The organism is Phaeodactylibacter sp., from assembly GCF_022763345.1.
Lineage (GTDB): Bacteria > Bacteroidota > Bacteroidia > Chitinophagales > Saprospiraceae > Phaeodactylibacter.
Genome location: NZ_JALEGS010000068.1, coordinates 177,286 through 202,160, shown reverse-complemented (window position 1 = coordinate 202,160; position 24,875 = coordinate 177,286). Strand labels below are relative to the sequence as shown.

16 protein-coding genes are annotated in these 24,875 nt (G+C 51.6%); 8 read left to right on the top strand and 8 right to left on the bottom strand.

Annotation, left to right across the window (positions count from 1 at the left end; translation table 11 throughout):
- Positions 1 to 104 precede the first annotated feature (104 nt).
- Both MRY86_RS19305 and MRY86_RS19300 read left to right on the top strand, forming a co-directional pair.
- Complete coding sequence (locus tag MRY86_RS19305; RefSeq protein WP_293564354.1) at positions 105 to 3,758, top strand: reprolysin-like metallopeptidase; 3,654 nt, start codon at positions 105 to 107, stop codon at positions 3,756 to 3,758.
- Between the two features lie 153 nt (positions 3,759 to 3,911).
- The gene (locus MRY86_RS19300; RefSeq protein ID WP_293564356.1) at positions 3,912 to 7,523 is read left to right on the top strand and encodes a reprolysin-like metallopeptidase; all 3,612 of its coding nucleotides are present in this window, start codon (positions 3,912 to 3,914) and stop codon (positions 7,521 to 7,523) included.
- A 75-nt stretch (positions 7,524 to 7,598) separates the two neighbouring features.
- On the opposite strand, the gene MRY86_RS19295 is transcribed toward MRY86_RS19300, so the two are convergent.
- Together MRY86_RS19295 and MRY86_RS19290 are read right to left on the bottom strand one after the other, a co-directional pair.
- The gene (locus MRY86_RS19295) at positions 7,599 to 8,348 is read right to left on the bottom strand and encodes a 7-carboxy-7-deazaguanine synthase QueE (protein ID WP_293564358.1); all 750 of its coding nucleotides are present in this window, start codon (positions 8,346 to 8,348) and stop codon (positions 7,599 to 7,601) included.
- Positions 8,349 to 8,354: 6 nt separating this feature from the next.
- Positions 8,355 to 9,644, bottom strand: a complete 1,290-nt coding sequence (locus MRY86_RS19290; protein ID WP_293564360.1) for an MATE family efflux transporter — start codon at positions 9,642 to 9,644, stop codon at positions 8,355 to 8,357.
- 104 nt (positions 9,645 to 9,748) lie between these two features.
- Between MRY86_RS19290 and MRY86_RS19285 the strand changes: the two genes are divergently transcribed.
- The 4 genes from MRY86_RS19285 to MRY86_RS19270 all read left to right on the top strand — a co-directional run bounded on the left by MRY86_RS19285 (position 9,749) and on the right by MRY86_RS19270 (position 17,563).
- Positions 9,749 to 13,294 carry a PASTA domain-containing protein gene (locus tag MRY86_RS19285; protein WP_293564362.1) on the top strand — a complete coding sequence of 1,182 codons (3,546 nt, stop codon included), beginning with the start codon at positions 9,749 to 9,751 and terminating at the stop codon, positions 13,292 to 13,294.
- A gap of 16 nt (positions 13,295 to 13,310) precedes the next feature.
- Positions 13,311 to 13,829: a hypothetical protein gene (locus MRY86_RS19280; protein ID WP_293564364.1), complete on the top strand. Its 519-nt coding sequence runs from the start codon at positions 13,311 to 13,313 to the stop codon at positions 13,827 to 13,829.
- A 14-nt stretch (positions 13,830 to 13,843) separates the two neighbouring features.
- Positions 13,844 to 15,076 (top strand): ABC transporter permease, encoded by a 1,233-nt coding sequence (locus tag MRY86_RS19275; protein WP_293564366.1) that lies wholly within the window; start codon positions 13,844 to 13,846, stop codon positions 15,074 to 15,076.
- Between the two features lie 105 nt (positions 15,077 to 15,181).
- On the top strand, positions 15,182 to 17,563 hold the full coding sequence (locus MRY86_RS19270) for a M14 family zinc carboxypeptidase (protein ID WP_293564368.1): 2,382 nt from the start codon (positions 15,182 to 15,184) through the stop codon (positions 17,561 to 17,563).
- A 16-nt stretch (positions 17,564 to 17,579) separates the two neighbouring features.
- Here the strand turns inward: MRY86_RS19270 and MRY86_RS19265 are convergent, their stop codons facing one another.
- Positions 17,580 to 19,091 (bottom strand): calcineurin-like phosphoesterase family protein, encoded by a 1,512-nt coding sequence (locus MRY86_RS19265; RefSeq protein WP_293564370.1) that lies wholly within the window; start codon positions 19,089 to 19,091, stop codon positions 17,580 to 17,582.
- Between the two features lie 157 nt (positions 19,092 to 19,248).
- On the opposite strand from MRY86_RS19265, the gene MRY86_RS19260 reads away from it, so the two are divergent.
- A complete protein-coding gene (locus tag MRY86_RS19260) occupies positions 19,249 to 20,325 on the top strand; it encodes a transporter substrate-binding domain-containing protein (protein ID WP_293564371.1) in 1,077 nt (358 codons plus the stop codon).
- On the opposite strand, the gene MRY86_RS19255 is transcribed toward MRY86_RS19260, so the two are convergent.
- The gene (locus MRY86_RS19255; RefSeq protein ID WP_293564372.1) at positions 20,322 to 21,248 is read right to left on the bottom strand and encodes a bestrophin family protein; all 927 of its coding nucleotides are present in this window, start codon (positions 21,246 to 21,248) and stop codon (positions 20,322 to 20,324) included. The genes MRY86_RS19260 and MRY86_RS19255 overlap by 4 nt on opposite strands.
- A gap of 49 nt (positions 21,249 to 21,297) precedes the next feature.
- A complete protein-coding gene (locus MRY86_RS19250) occupies positions 21,298 to 21,744 on the bottom strand; it encodes a DUF2214 family protein (protein WP_293564374.1) in 447 nt (148 codons plus the stop codon).
- 85 nt (positions 21,745 to 21,829) lie between these two features.
- On the opposite strand from MRY86_RS19250, the gene MRY86_RS19245 reads away from it, so the two are divergent.
- Complete coding sequence (locus tag MRY86_RS19245) at positions 21,830 to 22,681, top strand: zinc-dependent peptidase (protein ID WP_293564376.1); 852 nt, start codon at positions 21,830 to 21,832, stop codon at positions 22,679 to 22,681.
- Between the two features lie 36 nt (positions 22,682 to 22,717).
- Here MRY86_RS19245 and MRY86_RS19240 read toward each other — a convergent pair whose 3' ends face one another.
- From MRY86_RS19240 to MRY86_RS19230, 3 genes are read right to left on the bottom strand one after another with little or no spacing between them, the layout of a single operon-like run.
- Positions 22,718 to 23,569 (bottom strand): DUF5777 family beta-barrel protein, encoded by an 852-nt coding sequence (locus MRY86_RS19240; protein WP_293564378.1) that lies wholly within the window; start codon positions 23,567 to 23,569, stop codon positions 22,718 to 22,720.
- A gap of 37 nt (positions 23,570 to 23,606) precedes the next feature.
- A complete protein-coding gene (locus MRY86_RS19235; protein WP_293564380.1) occupies positions 23,607 to 23,945 on the bottom strand; it encodes a hypothetical protein in 339 nt (112 codons plus the stop codon).
- Positions 23,946 to 23,974: 29 nt separating this feature from the next.
- Positions 23,975 to 24,712, bottom strand: a complete 738-nt coding sequence (locus MRY86_RS19230; protein WP_293564382.1) for a hypothetical protein — start codon at positions 24,710 to 24,712, stop codon at positions 23,975 to 23,977.
- Positions 24,713 to 24,875 lie beyond the last annotated feature (163 nt).

Genomic DNA, 24,875 nt, shown 5'->3' with positions numbered 1-24,875 from the left:
CGAATTCAAAAGTACCGGGCGGCTAACCGTTGCCCGGTACTTTTTCTGATAAGGCTATAACCCCATGTTTTGGATATCGTCCACGACAGTATAACTGTAGAAGTATGAAACCCATTTTTATTATTCTTCTTTGCTTTTTTGCAAGCTCTCTTTTGAATGCGCAGTCCGGCTTGTGGACTGAGATTAGTGAACAGGGCATCCTGCTAGCTCCGGAAGCTGAAGTCGCTACCGCGGCAAAGCAATACCGTACCCTGGCTTTAGATTATGCATCTTTTGTTCAACAGGTTGCTGGTGCCCCCCTTGCCTTCACAGCAGCTGCACAGCATAACCCTGCTGAAGTGGAACTCCCGCTCCCTGATGGCACCGTAGAGCTATTTGATGTGGTGGAATCCCGGATCATGGCCCCTGAACTGGCTGCGAAGTACCCACATATTAAGGCGTACACCGCCATAAGCAAAAACCGCCCCCTTGTCTCTGCCCGTTTTGAAGTAACGAGCAAAGGCCTTACCGTGGGGCTCAAAACTCCGGAGGGCAGGTTTTACATTGAGCCTTACGCCTCCGGGCAGGTTCGGTATTACGCCTTCTACAGCAAAAAGGATGTAGCTCCTGAGGCATTTACAGATGCTTCATGCGGGTTCAATGATCAGATACACGAGGAGCACTTTGGTGAAGAACACCAGCGTGGCAATACGGAAGCTTTATCATTCCGTAGCTTTTCCGGTGCCAGCCTGCCACTTCGAACCTACCGTATGGCCGCTGCCTGCACCGGGGAGTTTGCCCAGAATCAGGGGGGTACGATGGATGACGTTCTTGGCGCCTATGCCACGATCTTCAACCGGTTGAATGAAGTCCTCCAAACCGAAAGCTCAGTCAGTATGGAGCTCGTACCCAACAACGACCAGCTGATCCACCTTAACCCCGGCACCGACCCCTTCAACAGCGCGAACCAGGGACTTGTCCTCCTAAATCAAATTGCGGGGTATTTGAATGGTGCTATTGGGCTCAACAGTTACGACATTGGCCACATATTCACAGGAGGGTGCACGGATGTTGGTGGCGTAGCTGGTGGAGGCGTTTGCACCCTCAATAAAGGCAGGGCCGTAACCTGCTTTTCTTCCAGCAATCTTGTTTTCACCGCTCAGGGCACTTTGGCTCACGAAGTAGGCCACCAATTCTCTGTAGGCCACAGCTGGAGCAATTGCCCCGGCAACATGGATCAGTTATCCTCTGCCAACGCTTACGAGCCGGGCAGTGGAACAACCATCATGTCTTATGCCGGCGCTTGCGGCAACCAGAATATCGCTTTCCGTGACCCTTATTATAATGTGGGTTCACTTGAAGACCTCATTGGGTATTCAAGAGTGGGTACCGGTGCCACTTGTGGTACAGAAACCATTACCGAAAATCATGAACCAGAAATACAAATGCCCTATGAAAGCGGGTTTTTCATCCCCATTTCTACACCGTTTGAACTCAGCGCAACTGCTACGGATGAAGATGGAGACAACCTGACTTACATCTGGGAGCAATTTGACCTTGGGCCCGTCTCACCAATTGGTGAGCCCATAGGCAATGCGCCGCTTTTCCGTTCCTTCCCCCCATCTGCAAATGGGAACACCCGGGTGTTCCCCAGAATGGATAAGATTATCAATAACGATTTCGATAATACCGAAGTATTGCCGACTTACAGCCGTGATTTGACTTTACAATTCGTCGTACGCGACAATAACATCAATCATGGGTCTGCTGTATGGCAGCCTGTTTCATTCCAATCAGACGAAACGGCAGGCCCATTCGTCGTGCTGACCGGAAATGGAACAGGTGTGACCTGGACCGGTGGAGAATACCGCGAGGTGACATGGGATGTCGCCAATACCACCAACCCACGGGTTAACTGCCAATATGTAGATGTGCTGCTGTCTGTGGATGGCGGATTTACTTATCCCTACACCCTACTGGAAGCTACACCAAATGACGGGTCAGCTTTTGTAGACGTACCAGATCTGTCAACGAACGATGCACGGATCAAAATCAAGGCTTCCGACAATATCTTCTTCGATATCAACGACTTCGACTTTGCCATTGAGCCTGCCACGGAGCCTGGCTATGCGATGAGTGTATCGCCTGCCACCTTCCCGTTGGTATGCCTGCCCAGTGAGGCGCTGAGCATAGAGGTCAGTACTACTTCCATCCTTGATTTTGATAGTACCCTCACACTGAGCCTTATTGGTGAACTTCCGGCAGGGTCTTCTGCAAACTTTACTTCAAATTCCGTAACTGCGGGCGAATCTGCGTTCCTGAATCTGAATATTGCGCCAAACGAAGGAAGAGACACCATCAATCTAATGGTTCAGGCCGTGATACCGGGCGTCGATACCTCTTTGCGGGAGATTCGGGTGATTACTTTGTCCAGCGATTATTCAGCCCTGGAAATGCTTACGCCTGTGGATGGTCAGTCTGGCATTGTATTTAGTACAGATTTCAGCTGGCTGGACGTACCAAGTGCTGACCGCTATGATATTCAGATTGCTACCAGCCCCACTTTTGAAGAGGGTACGATCTTTGAGGAATCTTCGGGGCTAACGGAGGCGGTCTATCAACCAGAAGGCTTTTTTGAGCAAAATGAGCTTTATTTCTGGCGGGTACGCCCAGAGAATGATTGTGGCCCGGGAGCATACCTTGAGCCTATAGCCTTCCGAACCTCTACGGTAGACTGTGTGAACAACTTGCCCGTAGATTTGCCTATTAACCTCTCCAATCAGCCGGGCATAAGAACATCCAAGATATTTGTCACCGAAAGCGGCACCATTAGCGATATCAATATCGATGAGCTGGAGATCCCTTACCAGACGGTCAATGTACTTCGCGTGTCGGTGATCAGCCCAGCCGGGACCCGTGTAGTCCTGTTCGACCAGTCCTGCTTTGGTTCGCCGCTGCTCCGGGCTTCCTTTGACGATGAAGCCCCGAACGCTATCGCCTGCCCTCCCATCACCACCATTCCTGTAAAGCCCCACGAGCCCCTCTCCGCCTTTGATGGAGAAGATACTTTTGGAGAGTGGACGCTGGAAATCGAAATCATTCAACAAGGCACCGGTGGAGGCGCACTCGAGAAGTGGGGGCTGGAATTCTGTGCTGCTGTAACGCCGTCTTCTCCCACCGTAATCAGAAACGAGATACTGGCTGTGCCGCCGGGTGGGGGCAATACCATCACCGTAAATGAACTGGAGGTACAGGATAATACAAGTGCTCCGGAAGATATCGAATACACCATCATCACACTCCCCGAAAACGGTCAGCTTTTCCGTGGGGGCGACCTGCTTGGTGTAGGTGATCAGTTTACGCAACAGACCATTAGCCTATTCAACCTGACCTACGTACATGATGGCAGCAATACGGAAGCAGATGGGTTCACGTTTATCGTGGAGAACCCGGAGGGCGGATGGATCCCCACTCAAACCTTTAGTATTCAAATTGATGAAGATGCCACGGTTGGCACTTTTGACCAACAGCTTGATCAAACGCTCAAGGTATTCCCTAACCCGGCAAGCGACCTGCTGAATGTTGCATTCGGGCAAGCGGTGGAAGGCCCCGTAACGCTACGGTTGATCAACCTACAGGGACAAATGCTTACACAGCAGGCATTCAATCGTGTCAGCGGCAACGTAGACCTGGATATCAGCCAGCTGCCCCGGGGGATTTACCTGCTCAACGTACAAACGCAGCAAGGTGCTGTCATTCGAAAAATAGCTGTTCACTAACACCTAAAAAATTTGGCCGGGCAGTGTAATGCTGCCCGGTAATATTAAATACCGCCAAAGCCCTGGTCAAAAAAACAAATACTGTTACTTTTCCACTCCTCTGAGAACTGCGACGCTTTGAATTTGTCTATCATTTGGAAAAAAACAACTAAAATGAGATTTACGCTTACTTATCTGCTTTTACTATCCATGGTGATTCCGGCGATAGGGCAACAGAATTTCTGGACCACAGCTGAATCCAGGTCTGCTTTACAGCAACCGCTGCAACAAAGACAGTACAAAGTCGACCATTACGAGGCTTTCAACCTAAACCTTCAGGGTATGAAAGCGGCATTACGCGACGCACCAGCCGAATTTACTGAAGCGGCACCACTAGAGCTGATGATGCCGATGCCAGATGGCACCCTAAAGGCTTTTGTTATTGTGGAAGCACCTGTCATGGCGCCCGGACTGGCACAACGCTACCCGGCTATCCAAACCTTTCGGGGCTGGAATCCGGATAACCCCCGCGAATCCATCCGCCTGGGCTTTGGCCCTGACAAAGGCTTCTACGCCACAATTATGGCCGATGAAGGCCGCGTGTATATTGATCAGGCCGGCTCAGCCTACATTGCATACGCAACCCGCCAAAATCCTAATGCACAACTTTATCAGGAATTCCGCTGTGAGGTGGAAGAACAGGAAGAAGCTCATTCAACCGAAACACCAGCCATCAGTGAGCGCGGTTTACTCATGCAGGCGACCCTGCGCACCTACCGTTTAGCCATGGCCTGCACAGGAGAATACACGGAGTACCACGGTGGCACAAAGGAAGATGCCCTCGAAGCTATGGTACTCAAGGTCAATCGCCTGAATCAACTTTTTGAGCGCGATTTGGCAATCCGGGTAGAACTGATTGACAACAATGATCAAATCATCTTCACAGACCCTGAGACCGACAACCTCTCTAATGGTAATACCGGAGAGCTGCTCAATCAAATCGGGAATATCATCAACGCCACTATTGGCCTGAGCAACTATGATATAGGGCATGTCCTCAACGTTCACAATGACTTTGTAGGCAACGGTGTGGCTTCTTTGAGTTCAGCTTGCAACACCAACAAAGCCAATGGCGTATCGGGCATTACCCTTCCGGAAGGTGATCCCTTCGTTATTGATATCATTGCGCACGAAATGGGGCATCAGTTCAGCGCTACCCACACGATGAACAGTTGCCAGAATGTAACCGCCGCGACCGCTTTCGAGCCCGGTAGTGGCAGCACTATCATGGCGTACGCGGGCATTTGCGCCCCAGATGACAATATCACCGATATGACCGATGACCACTACCACACCGGGTCACTGCAACAAATTTTTAACTACACCCGGGAAGGCAATGGCGACAACTGCCCCACCAAAACCCCTACGACTAATGCAGAGCCCACTGTAGAAATCCCATTGGAAGACGGATTCTGGATCCCTCTGAGTACTCCTTTTCAATTGACTGCAATGGGTGCAGACCCCGATGGTGATGCCATTACTTACTGCTGGGAACAGTACAACCTCGGCCCTAACGATGTAGGCCTGGGCAACCCTCAGGGAGACAGCCCGCTTTTCCGGTCCTTCTCTCCCGTGGAATCCCCAACCCGGGTTTTCCCAAGGCTCAATAAAATCATCAACAACAACTTCGATAACACCGAAATACTCCCCGATTACGGCCGCAACCTGACCTTCCGCTGCACCGTTCGGGACAACAACCCACAAGGTGGCAATGCCGTATGGGCTGCTGTGGCTTTCAAATCGGACGAAAACTCCGGGCCTTTCCGTGTGCAAATCCCCAACTCAGATACTGTCGTGTGGACCGTTGGCGGCTATCAGGAAGTACGCTGGGATGTAGCCAATACCGATAACAACCGGGTGCGCTGCTACCACGTTGATATAAAGTTATCCGTAGACGGCGGGCAGACCTATCCTTTCACCTTGCTGGAAGGGACGCCCAATGACGGCAGTGCTTTTATTACCGTTCCGGATGCAGTTTCCACTGATGCCCGTATCCGGGTAGAAGCATCAGAGAATATCTTCTTCGATATTTCTAATGCCGACTTTGAAATCGCCCCCGCTACAGAGCCTGGTTTTGCCATGACGCTTACGCCCGAATCGGTCAGCCCGGTTTGTCTTCCTGATGTAACCACCATTGACATCAGCACTTCGCCTATCCTTGGTTTTGACCAGCCTATTACGCTGTCACTGGAGGGCGATCTGCCTGCCGAAGCTGTCGTAAGCTTCAGCGAAAACCCGGTCACGCCCGGCAACACCACCACACTGACCATTGATTGGAGCACCTTTGCGGAAGATAACTTCAACCTGGAAGTTACAGGTGTAACCGATAGCCTCCTGGCAGCAGTACGCTTCCTCAACCTGTCTACTATTTCCAATGACTTCTCCGAACTGGAACTGCTCTTCCCAACCAATGGCACCGCCGATATTGTCCTCTCTACGCCCTATAGCTGGAGCGATGTGCCAGATGCCGATCGCTATGATTTTGAGCTCGCCACCAGCCCGGCTTTTGGAGCTTCGGTCATCTACAGCGAAAATGACATTCTGGAAACTACTGATTTTGTACCAGACGATATCATACTGGAAAACAATGAGTTCTTCTACTGGAGAATCCGGCCGGTAAGTGAAGAATGCGGCCCTGGTGATTGGACGGATCCATCTGTTTTCCGCACCGCCAGTATTTCCTGCGAGGAATATGCGGCCAATGACCTTCCAATTAATATTGCTTCTAATCCAAACGAAAAAATCTCCAGATTGGATATTTTGGAGACAGGGACGATCAGCGACATCAACCTGTCGGACGTGGAGGTCTCCTATCAGCCGGTTAACAACCTAAAAATTTCCCTCATCAGCCCCGAGAGCACCGAAGTCCTGCTCTTCGATCAAAACTGCCTGAGTACGGGGCTTATCCGTCTGGGCTTTGACGATGAGGCGCCATTTGGTATCAACTGCCCTCCGCTTACCGGGCAGATTGCGCAGCCGGAAGGCAGCCTTTCCGACTTTGACGGAGAAGGCACTGCAGGTGAGTGGCAGCTGAAAGTACAGGCGGTCGGCAGCGGTGGCGGTGGGGCTATCGAAAGCTGGTCTATTGAGTTTTGCGCTACAGCAGAACCTGCTAAGCCTAGCCTGCTGACCAATGAGCCACTCAATGTACCTCCGGGTGGCGGCAATACAGTTACCACAGCCGAGCTCAGCGCCTCAGACGAAAACTATGGCGCAGCACAGCTCAAGTACCGAATCATTACGCTTCCGGAGCACGGGCAGCTGTTCCGCGGCGGCTTTGAGCTGGCTGTCAATGACCACTTCACACAAGAGACCATCGAGTCGTTAAACCTGGTGTACGTACACGATGGCAGCGATACACAAGCCGATGAGTTTGTTTTTGTATTGGAGAATCCTGACGGCGGCTTTATCGGCACCGAAACCTTCAATATCGTCATTGACGAAGGCGCGGTAGTAAATACCCGTGAAGAAGGATTGAGCAATGACTTGTCGCTATTCCCCAACCCTACACAGGACGAGGTGACTCTTCAACTGGACCACCCGGTAGAGCAACAGGCTGAGGTGATGCTCTTCAATCTGCAAGGCCAACTGCTGCTGCAGGTACGCTTTCCAAGTGGTGCCCGTCAGATGCGCCTGGAAACCACAGACCTCCCAAGCGGCATCTATGCCGTTAGCCTGCGCACGGGTAACGGACAGCTAACGAAGAAGCTGATTATCCGAAAATAACCTGACTGAAAGGTTTACACCTTGATTTGGAAAATGGCGAAGGGCAATCCCGATGGGGTTGCCCTTCGCTGTTCATTAGACCCCGCGTTTGTTGCCGTAGATGAAGATGTGCAGTCGGTTTGTGAAATTAAAACCGTGCGCTTTGCAGGCCTCCACCAACCAAGTCTGCTTTTCGGCCAGCCGCTCCGTACTCGTCCCTTCCGGCATCAGATAGACCCGGGAGGGCTTAATGGCGTAGCGATCGATCAAATCCAGTACCTCTTCTAATTCTACCGGGTTGGCCACCACAAACTTGAAATGGGCTTTGTCGCTCTGGGCGAAGTACCGGTATACCTTTGGCCGCTCCCGGAGCTTTTGGCTGTTATTGGAGTTCGAAAGCTTGGGGGAAACATTATACTGATGGATCGCCGCTTCGAAGGCAGGGTCCGGCAGTAATGTCCCGTTGGTTTCCACCTCAAACCAGTAGTCTCTGCCAAGTGTATCCATCAGAGCGGCAAGTGCAGGTTGCTGCAGCATAGGCTCGCCGCCAGTGAGGATCACGTTTTTGCAGGGATACTGTTGTATCGCCTCCACTATTTCCTCAAGGGTCATCTCTGCAATGACATCCTGCTTTTTGAACTTCCGGTAGCCAGGCAGCACATCGTTATCGTGGGTAAAACGGGTGCCCTCCCAGTTCCAGGTGTAATCGGTATCGCACCAACTGCAATGCAGGTTGCACAGGGAGGTACGGACAAAGATACTGGGCTGCCCCATGTTTTTTCCCTCGCCCTGAATAGAATAAAAAATCTCCGGTTCCTTGTCCGGTTTTGCTATCTTGATGGTCATGATGAATCAGTTCAGTGCCAGCCCTTTGCGGTGATACAGCCAATGCTGGAATCCACCCCGCGCCACCAGGAAAACCAACATCGCCAGCCAGAGACCGTGGTTGCCATAGCCGCGGGCAATAGTATACGCCAGCAGGAAGGTAACAAACGCCAGGAGCATACTGTTCCGCATCGATTTCGAAGCCGTCAACCCGATATATACGCCGTCCCAAATGTAACTTGGAGTACCCAGCAGCGGGAAGAGGACCATCCAAAAAAGAAAAGGTTGAGCGGCGAGGATCACATCCGCCTGATTGGTAAACAACCGAAGCAGCGCGTTGCCCCCCAGCCCGTACCCCAGGCTGAACAAAGCGGCCAGCCCCATGCCCCAGGCAAAGGAAAGCCCTATTGCCCGTCGGGTTTTGGGGTTATCTGCTGCTCCTTTGTATTTGCCCACCAGGCTTTCCGACGCGTACGCAAAGCCATCTACGCCGTATGACATCCAGTTAAGGTACTGAAGCAGGATGGTGTTCACCGCCAGTACCATTTCGCCCTGCCCGGAAGATTGGGAGTAGAAGAACCCAAAGACACCAGTCAGGCAAAGCGTGCGGATGAAAATATCGGCATTAACACGCAAGAAACCGAGCAGCTTTTCCCATTGGCTAATGGCTCGTAACTGAAAGTGCCCCAACAGGTGGCCGTAGCGGTAAAAAGCAAGCCCAAAAGCTGCGATCAGCCCAATGTACTGAGCAATCAGCGTACCATAAGCCACACCAGCTACGCCCATTCCCCTGTATTCTACGAGGTAAACGCTGAGCAGGATGTTGGCGACGTTGATGATGATGGTCAACACCAGCGGGAAAATAGCATTTTGCAAACCAAAGAACCAGCCCATCAGGGCGTAAAGCCCGAGGGTAGCCGGCGCTGCCCAAATCCGGATGAAAAAGTATTGCCGGACCAGGCCCGCCTGCCGGTCTTCCGTGTTCATCAGCTGTATGCCTGCTTCGCCCAGAGGCCATTGCAATAGCAAAAGTAAAGTCGCCACGCCAAATACGACCAACAGCGCGCGCCCCAGGGTGTGGGCCACGGCTTCGTCCGACTGCTGCCCGTACGCCTGAGCCGTCAGGCCCGTTGTACCCATGCGAAGAAAACCAAAATTCCAGTAGATGAAATTGAACAACATCGCCCCGATGCCCACTGCTCCGATATGCAGCTCAGACATGCGCCCCATCAGTGCAGTATCCACGCTGCTCAGAAGCGGCACAGATATGTTGCTGATGATATTGGGAATGGCCAGCCGTAGGATTTCTCGGTTCATAAATGCCCGTTTGAGCTGCAAACATACGCATTCTACGTCTGAGCTACACACCCGATATTCTGACAGACTTCCTTACCTTTACAGCCGAAAATCAGCAACGCCGTATGAAAATAGGCATTCTGTTTGGTGGCCCCTCCCGTGAGCGCGATCGTTCCCTCCCGAACGCCCGGTCCATTTATGCCCTGTTGGACCGTTCCGTTTTTGAACCAGTCCCTCTGCTAATCGATGCCCATGGACAGCTCCTGCAGATGCAGCCCGCAGCACTCAATGTACCGAGCATCAGGGATTTACTTGCTGCCAATCAGGCGCTGCCCGATGGCTTTTCTCTTAGCCAGGAATCTCTGCCGGCTACACCGGAGTGGCTGTACCTGGAAAAGCCCCTGGCCTGGGCTGATTTGCCGGAAATTATTGACTTTGCCTGGATGGCCATGCAGGGCACTTTTGCCGAAGACGGACAGCTTCAGGAGCAACTGGAAGAACTGGGCCTGCCCTACAACGGCTTTTCGCCAGCGGCTTGCCGTTATACATCTGACCGGACCCGCCTGCGGGATTTACTGGACCTTCACGACTTTTCCACCACTCCAGCGATTGCCATAGACCATGAAGAATGGACCGGGCACGCTTCCGGCACCTTACATCAGCGCGTAACCACCGAACTCCAATACCCCGTATGGATCCGCCCCGGCGATGTCCCCACCCTTGCCGGGCAGACCCAGCTTGAGCACCCCGATGACCTGGAGCGGTTTGAGCTCGCCATCAACCGGACCTTTTTTGAAGAAATTCTACCGGCTGCAGAGTGGCGCGACAGCAACAATTTTGAACGCCGGGAAACTATTCGGCTGCTGGGTGACTTAGAGGACGGAATGGGCTTTCCAATAGAAGTGCAAACTGAAGAGGAAAGGGTTGTTATCAACGCACCACAGCAACTTTTTGAATACCTCAATACGGCGTCGACCCAATCCTCGGTCACTGAATTCCGACTGCGCAGCCACCGAAAAAGCTTACAGGAAAAAGTCCTCATTGAGCAGGTACCTCAGGGCATTCCTTTCACCTGTAGCGTGCTGGCGGCTCCCGGAAGCGGGCTGCTCGTCTTGCCCCCTCAGGTCCCCGAAGTGTACGCCAACGCTGGATTTCTGGACCATATCCCTCAGTTGGCCACCGAAGTATTTCAGCGCCTGCAACTTCGGGCTTTCGCCCAAATCAGTGGCTACAGTCTGCCGGACGGGCAGTTCATCATCGACCGCATCAGCAGTCAGCCAGACTGGAACATTGAAGCACCGGTTTGGGCCGGGTTTGGGCAACTGGGCCTCCCTCCCGGCCAGGCCCTGACGTTCCTCATACAAGCCGGGCTGGAGCATGCTCCCGGCACAGCCCCACTCCCCCCCATCGAGCCCACAGAAGAAACCGGTATCGCCCTGGTCTGTGGCGGCTTTGGCTACGGCGGTGGGCTGTCGCTGGAAAGTGCACGGGAGGTCTTTCAATGGCTGGACGGAATGCAGGGCTTTCGGCCTATTCCCATCTGGCAAACGGTCACGGATACCGGCATTCATTACTTCCGGTTGCCGCTCCAGGCTTTCCTGACAGCGTCGATGCCAGAGCTTCACCAGTTTTGCAGCCATCCGGGCACACCGCCCCAACTGGACGATGCCCTGCAGGCCTTCACGGCAAGGCACAGCAACCGGGCTTACCCCAAAACGGCAGAGCCCTGCCCCGTTAACCAATGGCCGGCCATTGCCGGGTATGTGTGGCTTACGCTGCCTGCCTCCACTGATGCACCTATCGCGCTGCTGGACCAACTGGCAAAAGCAAAGCTGCCTCACAATGGCGCAACCAGCCAGGCTGCCCGGCTCTGTGGAGATAAATACCAATTGCTGCGGACCCTGGACCGGAACGGTATTGCCGTCCCCAATCAGCTCAGACTGACCCGGTCAGAATACGAAAAAGACATGGCGGGGGCACTGAACCGTCTCGAAAACCAGGTGGGCTACCCAATGATCGTGCGGCCTTTGGACGGGCAATACAGCTCAGGGGTACAGCTGCTGTCCACCCGCACAGAACTACAGGCCTACACGCGCCTGCTTTTCAGGACGAGCCCGGAGGATGGACAGGAAGCACGGCGGATACTGCGGCTCTCTCCGGGAACCCTTTTCCCGCAAAAGCAGGCTATGGTTGCAGCTCCGCAAATCTCCCGCAAAGCCGGGCACTATCTTATGGAGATCAGTGCGCATGTCTGCCCGGTTCCATCCAAAGAAGGCCGCGTCTTATACAATTGGCTGCCCATTTCAGAAGTTCGGCCCAGCGGGCACATTCTGCGCTCGGCAGAAAAGTATGAGCAGGCTGTAAAATACAGTCATACCCCGGCACGTTTTGCCTCCGATGAAGGGTTAACCTGGAGTATTCAGCAACAATTGGAAAAAGCTATACGCCTGCTTGACCTGAAAAGCCCTGCCAATCTCGATGCTTTTGTACATTTGCAGGATGGCAAAGCACCTGAGGTTTGTATTTTTGATATCAACTTGCAGCCACCGGTCACCCCGCACAGCTTATTCGGCGTGCAGCTTACTGCGGCAGGACAGACCCCGGCCAGCATGATAGACCAGGTGATCAGCAGCGCTTTGCAAACACCCGACACCGACATTCAACACATACCGGCTGAAGCCAAGGCCTCAGCTCAACCGATTCACAATCCGATCACTATGAATGAGGATACCAAGTCTGCCTCTCCGGACCACTCCAATGACCAACGAACTGGTACCGGGGGGGCCAGCACACTGGCAGAACAGGTAAAAGCTAAGGCCAAAAAAGTATTAGAGGAAACCTGGCAGTTTTTGAAGTCTCCTGTTTTTCTGCGCAACTTTGCGGGTATCCTCCTGATGGTTTTCGGCTCCATCTACATCGTGCGCTGGTCACTTAAGATTTACACCCGCCACGGGGAGTCTATACAGGTACCCGACTATACGGGTATGGATATGCGGGATGCGATGCGCAAAGCTGAAAAACAGAATTTCCGGATTGTCGCTATTGATTCCTTTTTCGATAGCAACAAACGCCCCAATACCATTTACCAGCAGGACCCTATGCCCAATCAGCGGGCTAAGGAGGGGCGGACCATTTATGTGAGCAAATACCGGGCGCAGGCGGATTCCGTTCTCCTACCCACATTGATGCGTGCCGGATACAACTTTGAACAATACCGGACCAAGCTCAAACGCATTGATGTGAAAGCCCGGATACAAGAGCGGATATTTGACAATAAACAGGAGGAAAATACAGTGCTGCACTTCTTCCACAATGGGCTAAAAATTACAGATGATATGCTGCGCCGGGGCGTTAAAGTCCCACGTGGGTCGACACTTGAGTTCGTCATTACAGAACGGATTACCAATGAAGTAGCCCTACCGGACCTGATCTGCAAGCGATTTGACGAAGCAAAATTCCTCCTAACCACATCCAACCTCACTCTCGGACAAACTTCCGGGGCAGAAGGTGCGGAAAGCAGCGCTTTTGTCTACCAACAGGAGCCGGAGTTTGTTCCCGGGCAGATGGTCGTCAAAGGGTCCGCTATTGATTTATACCTGACCACGACACGGCCTGATGGCTGCCCGGAACCGGCAGATGTTTTACAGGAAGGAGAAGAAGATTTCAATTAACAACCTTATGCATACCATGAACCTGACACGAATTTCTTTTCTACTGGTACTTATCGCCATTGCATTTACAGCCTGCACCAATGAGCAGGAGGTTAAGTTTGAAGAGCTGAAAAAGCAGTACGATGAGGCACGCACCTCCCTGAAGTACTACCGCAACAGCTTCGATCAGACCAAGGGGGAATACACGGCGCTGCGGGAGCAGTATGACAGTCAGCCCAACAAAATCGGCACCGACTCCCTGCATACCCAGCTTCGGGAAAACCACGAAAGGCTGTTGGAAAAGCACGAGGGCTTCTTCGGGCATCAGGCGGAAGTCCTGAAAAAGCACGATGACCTACTGGAACGGCTAAAAGTGGAAGGATACCCCGTGGAAAACCGTATCGCGGACTTCGAAGAAATGAATGCGGACATTCAAAAGCTGATCCAAGAGTACGAGTATATGAACAACGAGCATAACGTGATGATCGAGGAACAGCGCGGCATGCTCCGGACTATCAAGACACCCAATCTGCCCACACGCCCTACAGAGCGCTAGTAATTAACCTTAATATGCAGTTTTCCATACGGATCGCCCGCCGCTACCTGCTTGCTAAAAAATCAACCAACGCCATCAATATCATCACGGGTATTGCGGTGCTTGGTATTGCAGTAGGGTCAGCGGCGCTTATCCTTGTGCTTTCCGTATTTAATGGGTTTGAAGACCTGATCGCGACGATGTACAGCAACTTCAACCCGGATGTGAAGGTCACTCCTGCACAGGGCAAGACCTTCACGGCCGATACGGTAATACTGGAAAAACTGCTGGCACTGGAGGAGGTCGCCGCCGTAACCACCTCGCTGGAGGAGGTCGCCTTTTTTGAGTACAAGGACAATCAGGATTTCGGCACCCTCAAGGGTGTGGCCCCCAACTACGAAAAAGTGGTGGGTATTGACACTACCGTCCGGGAAGGCGTATACCGGTTGAAAGACGGCGAAAAAGACTTTGCCATACTCGGCCTGGGCATGCGGGATAAACTCAACGTCAACGTCGGCGACCCTTTCACTGAGCTGGGCGTATACATGCCCCGGAGAAGCCAAAGCCGGGGAATGTTCAGCCGGCAGCTTCAGCCTTTCCGCCGCCGGTATATTTATCCGGGCGGCACCTTTGTCATTCAGCACGAGTTCAATAACGAATACGTGCTTGCGCCTATCAGCTTTGCGCGTAGCCTACTGGAAGCGGATGCCGATGAGGTCAGCGCTATTGAAATCCGACTGCAGGAAGGCGTGGATTCCAGAGATGCTGTGGCCCAAATCGCCACTTTGCTCGGCGAAGATTATGAGGTCAAAGACCGTTTTGAACAGGAGGCGGCTTTTCTTAAGCTCATGCAGATCGAGAAGTGGCTCAGCTACGCCATTGCCAGCCTGATGCTGCTCCTGGTTTCCTTCAACATGATCGGAGCACTGTGGATGATCGTGCTGGAAAAGCAGCCGGACATTGCTATTCTCCGATCTATGGGGGCGCTGAAAACGACCATACGCGATATTTTCCTGGCAGAGGGTGTGTTGCTCAGCCTGTTAGGCCTGGGTATTGGTATCGTTTTGGCACTCGGGCTTTATGCCGCTCAAAAGTACATTGGGCTCATTACCGTGCCTGGTAATTTCATTGTAGAAGCCTATCCGATCAGCTTGCGTTTTATGGATTTTGTAACGGTGGCGATAACGGTGGTGACAATTGGGCTGCTCGCTGCGTTCCCTCCGGCCCTGCGTTCCATGCGAGTTTCAGCCCTGATCCGGGAAGAATAAGCCCTCTTTCTGCAAGCCTTTTGTCCAAATCAGGTTTTCCAACCAACCAGAGTACCAGAATTTTGTCTTATGTTCGTTTCGGATTAATATTGAAACAACGAACTCATGAGGCAACTGTTACTACCCTTCGCCCTCCTCCTCTTAGGAGCACAATTTATTTCAGCACAAACCACTTACCACCGGGTACGCGTCGACTTGTCCCGCCACAGTATTCAGGAAGTAGGCGCACTTGGGCTGGAGACCGATCACGGCATTATCCGACCGGGTGCGTTCCTCGTGAATGATTTTTCGGAAAGAGAAGTACAGTTGCTCGAAGCCGCTGGCATTCCCTACCAAATTGCCATTGAAGATGTAGGCACCTATTATCAGCAGCAGCCTCAGCAAATCGGGTTCCGCAATGGCGATTGCGCCACGGATGACCCCTTTGAAGACATCCCTACGCCCGAAAACTACGTAGACGGCACAATGGGCGGCTATTTCACCTACGATGAGATGCTAGCCGAACTGGAGCGTATGCATGATCTGTTCCCCGAGCTCATCACGCCTGTCACTCCAATTGACACCTTCACGACCTTTGAAGGGCGCCCCATCTACTGGCTCCGCATATCCGATAATGCAGCTACGGACGAGCCTGCCGAGCCCAAGGTGCTTTACACCGCCCTCCACCATGCGCGGGAACCCAATAGCCTTTCTCAGCTGATTTTTTACATGTGGCACCTCCTGGAGAATTATCACTCCGACCCCCAAGTACAGTTTCTGCTCAACAACACCGCCATGTACTTCATCCCCTGCCTCAACCCGGATGGCTACGTGTACAATGAACAAATTATGCCGCAGGGAGGCGGGCTTTGGCGTAAAAACCGCCGCCCCTTTGGTGGCAATGTTTTTGGAGTAGACCTTAACCGCAACTATGGCTTCGAGTGGGGTTTTGACGACAGCGGCTCCTCTCCCGACCCAAACAGTCAGGTTTTCCGGGGGGATGCGCCTTTCTCAGAGCCCGAGACGCAAGCGGCAAAAGCTTTTTGCGAGCTGCATAACTTCAAAATCATACTGAACTACCACACCTTTGGCAACCTCCTTATCCACCCTTGGGGCTACAACGATGTGCCCACAAGCGAGGATGCCCTTTTCAAAGGCATGGGCAATGTGATGAACCGCTTCAACGACTTCAGGCTGGGCACCGGTACCGAAACCGTGGGCTACGTGGTCAATGGGGGCAGCGACGACTGGATGTACGGCGAAATGGAGACCAAGGACAAAGCCTATTCCTACACCCCGGAAGTCGGCCCCGGCACCTTCGGGTTCTGGCCCCCTGCCTCAGCCATCGACCGGTTGAACAAAGGCGTGCTTTGGCAAAACCTGGCTATGGCAAACCTCGTCCACTACTACCTTGAAGTACGGGACGAAACGCCGGAAACCCTTAGCAGTTTACAGGGTACGATCCCAATGGAAATACAGCGGTTTGGGCTGGAGGATGGCAGCGCCACCCTAAGCGTTACCGCAGGCAGCTCTAATGTAGTAGTGGCTTCCGCTCCACAGGTGCTCACCCTTGATCTGTTGGAAAGCACGGGCTACTCCTTCGACTACTTGGTGATGCCGGGATCAGCCATTATTGAAGAAGTGCGCTTCGCTATTGCATTGGATTATGGCGGATACGTTTACCGCGATACGCTGGAAAAAATCTACCTCAATGGCGAAACCAACACCGTCTTCGCAGACCCCATGGACAGCCCGTCCAACTGGACGAGCAGCGGCTCATGGGCACCAACTACAGAGGCTTTTGTCTCCGCCCCAAATTCCTTCACTGACAGCCCTTTCAGCAATTACGCCGCTGCAACAACCAACTTGTTGACGCTAAATGAAAACCTGACGCTAAATGAAGAAGCCGGCAAAGCCTTCCTGCGCTTTCAGGCCCGATGGGCAACCGAGGATGACTACGACTATGCTCAGGTGCAGCTTTCCACGGATGCCGGCAATAGCTGGACTCCGCTCTGCGGCCGCTATACCGTGACTGGCAATGGTGGTTTTCAGCCCGCAGAGCCGCTCTATCAGGGCATTCAAAATGAGTGGGTACAGGAAGAAATTGACCTGACGGAATACCTCGGCGAATCTGTCTCTATCCGTTTCCTAATGGCGTCTGATAACTTCATACAACTCGATGGCTTCTATGTGGATGACCTGGAAGTGGTCACGTTGGATTCTATCACGGTAAGTGCCTCTGACTTCCAACCATCTGCGCCTGCGTTGCGGGCATTTCCTAACCCGGTGCAAGAGGAACTGACGGTACAGGTAGAAGGGACGTTTGAACGCAACAATGCCCAGGTGATTTTACGAAATGCTCTTGGCCAAACCGTATACACCAGAACACTTCCTGCTGGCAACCGGCAAACTTTTATGCTGGACATGCGTGCGCAGCCTGCTGGCTTGTACACCTTGCAGCTGGAAGCTGGAGGGCAAGTCTTGCATAGGCTGAAAGTCATCCGGTAAGCCAGGTAAGCCGGCATCAACCAACGGATAACCGAAAGGTGTGCTTCCCAGTGGTGGTACGCCCATCCGGCTCCATGGCAGTGAAAGTAAGGGTATGTACGCCCGGCTTTAAATGATCCGGGAGCGGCGCTTTCCAAAGGTGCGCACAATCCCTGGCTTTCATCCAATGCGGATAATCTTCCGGGTATTGCTCGAGCATGTGCAAAACAAGTGGGTCTTTTTCCACCGTGCGCTTCATAGGTACAGGCACGCCCTCATCAATCTGGCAGGTGACGGCCGCTTCGTAACTGGCTGCATAAATATTTGCAATGACCTCCTGTCCATCCGTACAGACAGCAAGCGGTCCTGAAATGGGCGCCCGTACCCCCACCTGCTCCTGTTCGGGCTGGCCTGCCGGCTGAAAGCGATAGGTATAAGCAGCCCCATCGAAATCGAAAACCCAGAACCCATTGGGGGTGCCATCCATCCCCAGTCGAACGGGTAGCCCGGTCCAATCTCGGGGCCCTTTCCACCAGGCTCCGCAGGCCGCTCCGCAGACCAGATGCTGAAAGGCCCCATCGCCCGACCAGCCGCCTTCGCGTAAGTCAACGTGCTCTACAAAGTGGGTGTGTGCAGCCAGCGCCAGCACCTGCTTTCGGTGGTCCAAAATATCAAACAAATCGTCCCGGTTTTGAATATTGCGGTAGGTATCAGCGGGCAGTATATCGGTGTAGATGGGAATGTGCATAAGCAGCACCACCAGCTTCTCCTCGGGAACGGTTTCCAGGTCATTGCGGAGCCAGTCTAGCTGTCGGTGCGAAAGGTAACCCTGAGTGATGCCAGAGGTATCATCCTCGGTATTCCAGCCTGTGTAGCCGATATCGTCCAGCACCACAAAGTGTACCTCCCCATAGTCGAAAGCATAGTAAGTAGGCACAAAGTAGCGCTGAAAGGTCTCCCGGCTGAATGCCGAATCTGTAGCCCGCAGGTTGATATCATGGTTGCCGCAGACTGTGTAGTATGGCTTTCCAATCCCGGAAAGGGCGTCCCGAATCTCCGGATAGAGGGCAAGCCCGTCCCAGGCAATATCCCCGAGCGGCACAAAAAAGTCCATGGGCTGATGCAGGAGGTGCTGTACCATGAGCTGCTGGAAAAAACCGACTTCTTCCTCGGTCTTAGGCTGAATATCGCCAAAAAAGACCGCCCTGAACTGCTCCTGCCGCCGACCCGGCAGCAGTTCAAAATCTATGGTTTCGGGTAGTGAGGCAGGCTCGAAACCCTCGTATTCCAGCTCGGCATTATTGGGGCTGCCCTCTGGGCGGATAAAATAGAAAAACTGTGGCTGATTGTGGGCATTCAGCGGCAGCTCGTACCCAACGGGCTTGGTAATAAAGATGACACCCTCTGCTTTAGGCTTTGGCAGGGTATAGCGCCCGTCTGCATCTGTCTGCACGACCATTTTGCCATCGGAAACACTTACGTTGGGGATGCCTTTTTGAAGATCGTTTTGCTGTACATATACCCTGCCCGTTATGGTCGCTTGCTCCATGTTCTGTTTTTTCGGTATTGGTCAGGGCAACGCAAAGATGAGCATTAAGTTGAAACCTCTGAAATGAGGAGGAATTAAGTTTCCGTTAGGTTTGATTTATACCCTGTTAACTTTGGGTTTACGATCACTTCTTATCTTCCGGTCAACTTTTTAGAAAATGCGATCAATACTCATTTTCCTTTTGATACCAGCCTGGCTATTGGGGCAAAAGGCATCAGTCCAGCTTAATTCACCGGATGTACTACAGGTAGCGGTATATGATTCGCCGCCCTTTGGCCTTCAGTACCCGGATAGTACCTACGGTGGCTTAATGGTGGAGCTTTGGGAAGATATCGCGGGCGACCTGGGCTTCTCCTACGCCTATACCCTTACCGATATGAACACGCTGCTTTCGGGTTTGCAACAAGGTCAATTTGACATAGGGCTCGGCGCTATATCGATCACCCCAAGGCGGGAAGCCCTGGTTGACTTCACACAAGCCGTCAATCCTTCCGGAACAGGTATTGCAACAGCTGCCCGGTCCCGCCGCAATGCTTTTGCCAACTACTGGAAGCCCATTCTCATCAACCTCCTGGAACTGATCGGTACCCTGTTGCTTGTTCTTCTTGTCTCAGGCACTATTGTTTGGCTGGCTGAGCGGCGCTACAATCGCGAACATCCTTCCGAGCGAAATATTCAGGGGCTTGCCGATGGCTTATGGTGGTCTGCAGTGACGATGACGACGGTGGGGTATGGCGATAAAGTACCGAATAGTCAAATCGGGAAAATACTTGGCATTGTATGGATTTTCACCAGTATTATTTTGCTTTCCCTATTTACAGCAAATGCCAGTGCTATTCTGACTACGACCCGGCTTTCTTCCCACATACAGTCAGATGATCAACTGCGACAGGTTAGGGTTGGAGCAGCACGAAAGTCTTCCGGAGAAGAATATCTGATTCGGGAGCACATTAACTACACTCCTTTCACATCTATCGAAGAAGCTATTGATGCATTGCTAAACGAAGAGATCGATGCGGTGGTCTCCAACGTGCCCGTTTTGAAATATCTCAACAACAGCCGTGACTACTACCAGCGACTGGCTATTTCCCCTAGGCTTTTACTCAAGAACAACATGGGTATAGCCCTTCCCGATGACAGTTCGGTACGAGAGCCGATCGACCAATTGCTTCTGGAGAAAATCGCAGAACCAAAATGGCAAAAGGCTGTATACCGGTATCTTGGTGAGGATTAGAACACCTTTTCATATAACTCCCGCTCCCTGGATTCCACCGGATGCCGGGATTCAAGTATTTCAAATACATTGCCTTTAATGGTGTGGGCTATATCGCCGGTAGGCAAATCATTGCAGTCGAGCCCGAAGGGGTCCTCAATTTCCTCTCCCAAAAGCTCCACGCCCAATAGCGCAAAGAAGATGAACATCGACAGGGGGATGCTCATCAGGTGAAAGGTATTGACCAGCGCGAAGGGCAACAAAAATGCATAAGCTGTAATGAATATTTTCAGATAAACGGCATAAGAGAAGGGGATGGGCGTCTTCTTGATCCGCTCGCATGCCCCCAGGATATCCAGCAGGCTTTGGTGCTGCGCTTTGATATTGATGTAATCGCCCTCATTTATTTCCTGATTCCGGTGGGCTTCTGCCAGTCGCTGAAAAATTTGCAGGGCAATGTAGTTGGGCACATGGGCTTTGGTTTCGTAAGCTTTGCGGTCTTCCTCAGACAGATAGATCAGCTGCTCCAGCTTGGTCCCATCGCGAAGGTGCTCTGCAAGTGCGATACAAAAATTGGAAATATGCTTGCCCATGTACCGCCGGATGGCGGTGTTGTCTTGTGGGAACATACTGTGCACATAAATGGCAAGGTTACGAGTGTTATTGACCAGTGCGCCCCATTGCTTGCGCGCCTCCCACCAGCGGTCGTAGGCAGAGTTGGTCCGAAAAACCAACAAAATACTGAGGATCACCCCAAGTAGAGAAAACACCGAGGTATTGAGGTCCACATACCGCCCAAGGTTGAGCCACTCGATCGTCAGGCAGACTACTGCGGCATAAACGCCGATAAGCAGGACACTGCGCATAATTCGGACCATTGTCCAGCTTTTGGCAAGGTGGCGCAGGTCACCAAACCAGTTGTCATTTGTTTTGTAATAGATCATAGGTGTGAGGCTTTAACAGGTAACACTACCAGCACCTCAAAAGATATAGCTATCCGCTCACCTGTCCAAACCCGCGTGCCATAAGCGTTGCGCAAAGCGGGATAAAGAGCAGCAAAAGGAGTTCCAGGCGGATCAGGAGCCGGATGCGTGCCGGAATCTCCACCCAATCTGTTTCTTGTCCCTTCCGATTTTTGAAGAAAAATACAGTTGGAAAGATCGACAAAACCCCTAAGGCAGTGAAGAGCCCCAGCTTGAGGTGAAAAACCCAATTGGATGTATAGTAAGCTGCAGGCTTGCCCACACCAAACCACAGCAATAGTCCAATGCCCACTATAGCCAGGGCACTTAGCCCATACACGCTATCGAGTACAAACAACTGCTGTAGGGTACGGCGTTGCAAGCGTGGCCGGATGAGCCAGGCTTCCCCGGCAATCGCACAGACCATAGTCAGAATGCTGATAAAGTGGAAATATCGGGCGATGGCTTCGGCTATCATAGCAATGATTTTTGGCAATGGGAATGAAACACGATTCCTCCCGAAGTGTTAACTGATTTTGTAATTTCCCCTTCAAAACCAGTATATGCCAGCACGCATTTTATCCATCCCCTTTGTACTTGGAGCCATTCTGTTTCTGTTCCTGGCTTGGGAAGCCCATTCCAGCTACAGTATTTACGTCGTGCCTTTTGTGATTGCGCTGGCCTTTATCTACATCCTAAGCCCACAGATCAACTGGTGGTGGTGGACCCGCCGCCCACCCGATATGCCCCCAAAGCTGAGGGGGTTGCTACAGCGCCACCTGCCCTACTATCAGCGCCTGGCTGATTCTGAAAAGCTGCGCTTTCGCCGCCGGGTACGCCTGTACATGGAAGCCAATGACTTTATGGCGAAAGGGATGGAAGACGTAACGGAAGACCTCAAAGCCGTCGCTGCCATCTGTGCCGTGCAACTCACCTTCGGCCGCAAAGACTTTTTGTTGCCCAAATTTGAGCACCTCATCTTTTTCCCGCAGCCTTTCCCTTCTCCTCAGTATCCCAAAAATTACCACGCTTCCGAAATCTACGAGGAAGACGGTGCCATCCTGTTCTCCGCTGAGCAGCTGATGAAAGGCTTTCTGGAGCCCCACAACTTTTACAACATCGGGCTGCACGAGTATGCCAAAGTCTTCGAGCGCTCCTACCCTGAGCTCGACATACCGCCCCTTACTGAAGACCACTGGCTCGAGCTACAGCAAATCAGCGGCTTTAGCCAGGCCTGGATACAGCAATGGATCAACCTAGACCCCATTCCGCTCCGTCCGGTGAGCATTGTGCATTTCTTCACCTGGCCGGCTGCTTTTCAGGCACAGTTGCCGGAGCTTTATGCAGCTTATGCCCGGCTATTTAATCAGTCGCCAGGGAAGGCCGGTACGCCGGTGCTGGGGGAATTGGTTTAGGAAGCGACGCTACAATAAAACTCGATCCGCTTCTTTCTATAAGGCAAACCTTCTCACGATTCTAAAGCCAAAGTGAATTTGGTTATTCCAAAAGTTATCGTGGGTATTTGGAATAAATTCCTGTCCTATGAGACCTGTATTATTGGTAAAGTGGAGCTGGTAAGAGTGCCGCTCATTGGCGATATCTATTCCGAACCCAACTGCATGATGCAATGATTTCGCTCCAATGTTCGCTTCGCTGAAACGATGGTAGTACTCTACTTTAAACGCCACGCTTGGAGCAAATTTAACCGAAGCCCCTGCGCCTAAGCTCATGATGCCATTCTCTTCCTCTAATTCTTCCACCAGGTTTCTGTGGATATAGGTAGGCATCAGTTGAATACTCAAAAATTCTGAAACCTTACTGGAAACCATTGCCTGTACCTGATAACTTATCCGGTGTTTTCGCTCTAAAGAAGCGGCTTCCAATTCTGACCATTCATGGGTTCTGATAGCGGTATTTCCAAATAAAACCAGACTAAAAGGAACTCCTTGCTCTATTTGCTGCACTAACCGGTATTTAACGGTACCATCATAGGTTTTAAAAAAACTACTTCTGCCGAACCCAACATCCAGATTCTCAGTAAGGCCATACATTAATTCCAACCGGATATTTGCAGATCCATCTAAGCCAAAAAGCTCTTGAATCCCTTCTGAAGTGTATCCGTTAAACCGATGGGAAATGTTTAGGAGCAAATCCCTTTTTGCAAGCATCTCTGTAGTATGCCCGTTGAGTAAGTAGTAGGTTCGAAACGTCTCGTAGACGGGAAATCGCTCAACGGGCTCCTGCTGCGCCCATATGCTACCGGTAATAAGCATTAGGGCTACAATTATGGCTATGTTTTTCATCAGACTACTAAATTATTTGGTGTACAGACAATGATGATCAATCTCTTGGGGCACCCGAGGCGATCCAGTCAAGTATAAGTTGGCGTTCTTCAGAGGTCAATGGAAGGTCTGCATCCACTGGAGGCATAGGGTCTTTTTCCTTATTCAGGCGATAGGCTATTTTCCTGGATTTTCCTTTAATAATACCATAGGAGGTGTATTTCGGAAAAGCTTTCCCTTTATCTCCATGGCATTCCCCCTGATTGCATTTAGTTTGAAAAATGGGGTAGATATCTCTCTCAAATACAATGGAGGCCGGAATTACAGAACCCTTATCCGAAAAACTGGTCAACAGCAACAAAAACAAGAGCATCAGAAGTGCTATCACGTTCTTCATAGAAACTAAAACTTAGTTGTGGTATAGTATTAATTATTCAATCCACCCTGGTCAATCCATTCGATGATCAACTCCCGTTCCTCTTGAGTCAACTCATAAGGCGCGACAGGCATGGAGGCGTTGGCAATCACAGACCTTACACTAGGTAGAATAGACTTAATCTCCTGATAATTGGTTAGCGGTTCCGAAACCGTGCCATAACTATGGCAACTTGTATTGGTACAGCTCACCTTCATGATCGGCAATACCTCTTGGCTAAAACTAACCAGGTTTGAAGGGTTGGGAACATAGATAGCAGTGATGCTAATATCAAATTCCGGTATTTCAATGGTGCTTTGCATAGAGGTGGAGTCTTCTAGAAATGCGACGTCTCCTTCCCAGTGGTCAAATACCTTTCCTTCAGCCGCTGCAAACGCATAGACCTGGACTATAGTACCTGCAAGGTAGGCACCTGATCCATTTCCAGATTCAACGGCAAGATTGTATCTGGGCAAGTCTTTGAAAGTAGCCGTAAGCTGTATGTCCTGGAATGGCATCGTAAAGGAAGTTTCGGGGCTCCTGCTTTGGTCCAATAGAAAAGTATCTCCTTCCCATTTGAAAAAAGCTTCTCCTTCTGGAGCATTATCAGATTCGATGTAGACCTTTTCTCCAAGCTCATAGGAGCCTGAACCCGTTCCATTAACAATCGTGACTTCATGATGTCTTGTCGCGTTGTCACAACTCCAAATCAATAAGCTGAGCAATAAAAGGTATTTAAGGGGATGCATACGATAGCGGTGTATTGGTGAATCATTCCTTTGCAAATTCAGCATATTGCTATCGATCTGCATTTAGGAAAAACAGCGGCTGGGCTGACTTTAATCAACACCACAGCAGAACCAGCACCCTACCTTTACAATATTGACTATCAGTATGTTAACTCCGCGTTAA